The following is a 208-nucleotide window of genomic DNA, read 5'->3' as shown; positions in this document are numbered from 1 at the left end:
GGCTTCAACCGCATGGCGGTGCGCCTGCAGGACCTGTATGCCAGCCTGGAGCGCCGCGTGCAGCAAAAGACCGAACACCTGCAGGCCGAACGCGCCCGCCTGGCGGTGCTGTACGAGGCTGCCGCGCTGGTGGCGCGCGCCGATGCGCTGCCGGTGCTGGCCCAGGGCTTTGCGGCCCAGATGCGCAAGACGGCGCAGGCCGATGCGG

Annotated in this window: 1 pseudogene; it reads left to right on the top strand. The window is 72.1% G+C overall.

What is annotated here, in order from left to right:
• A pseudogene (locus H928_RS27790) lies at positions 1-208 on the top strand (histidine kinase); the annotation flags it as partial.

The sequence above is a fragment of the Comamonas sp. B-9 genome (assembly GCF_000410635.1).
In the GTDB taxonomy this organism is placed as follows: domain Bacteria; phylum Pseudomonadota; class Gammaproteobacteria; order Burkholderiales; family Burkholderiaceae_C; genus Comamonas.
This window is presented reverse-complemented; position numbering and strand designations above follow the sequence as displayed.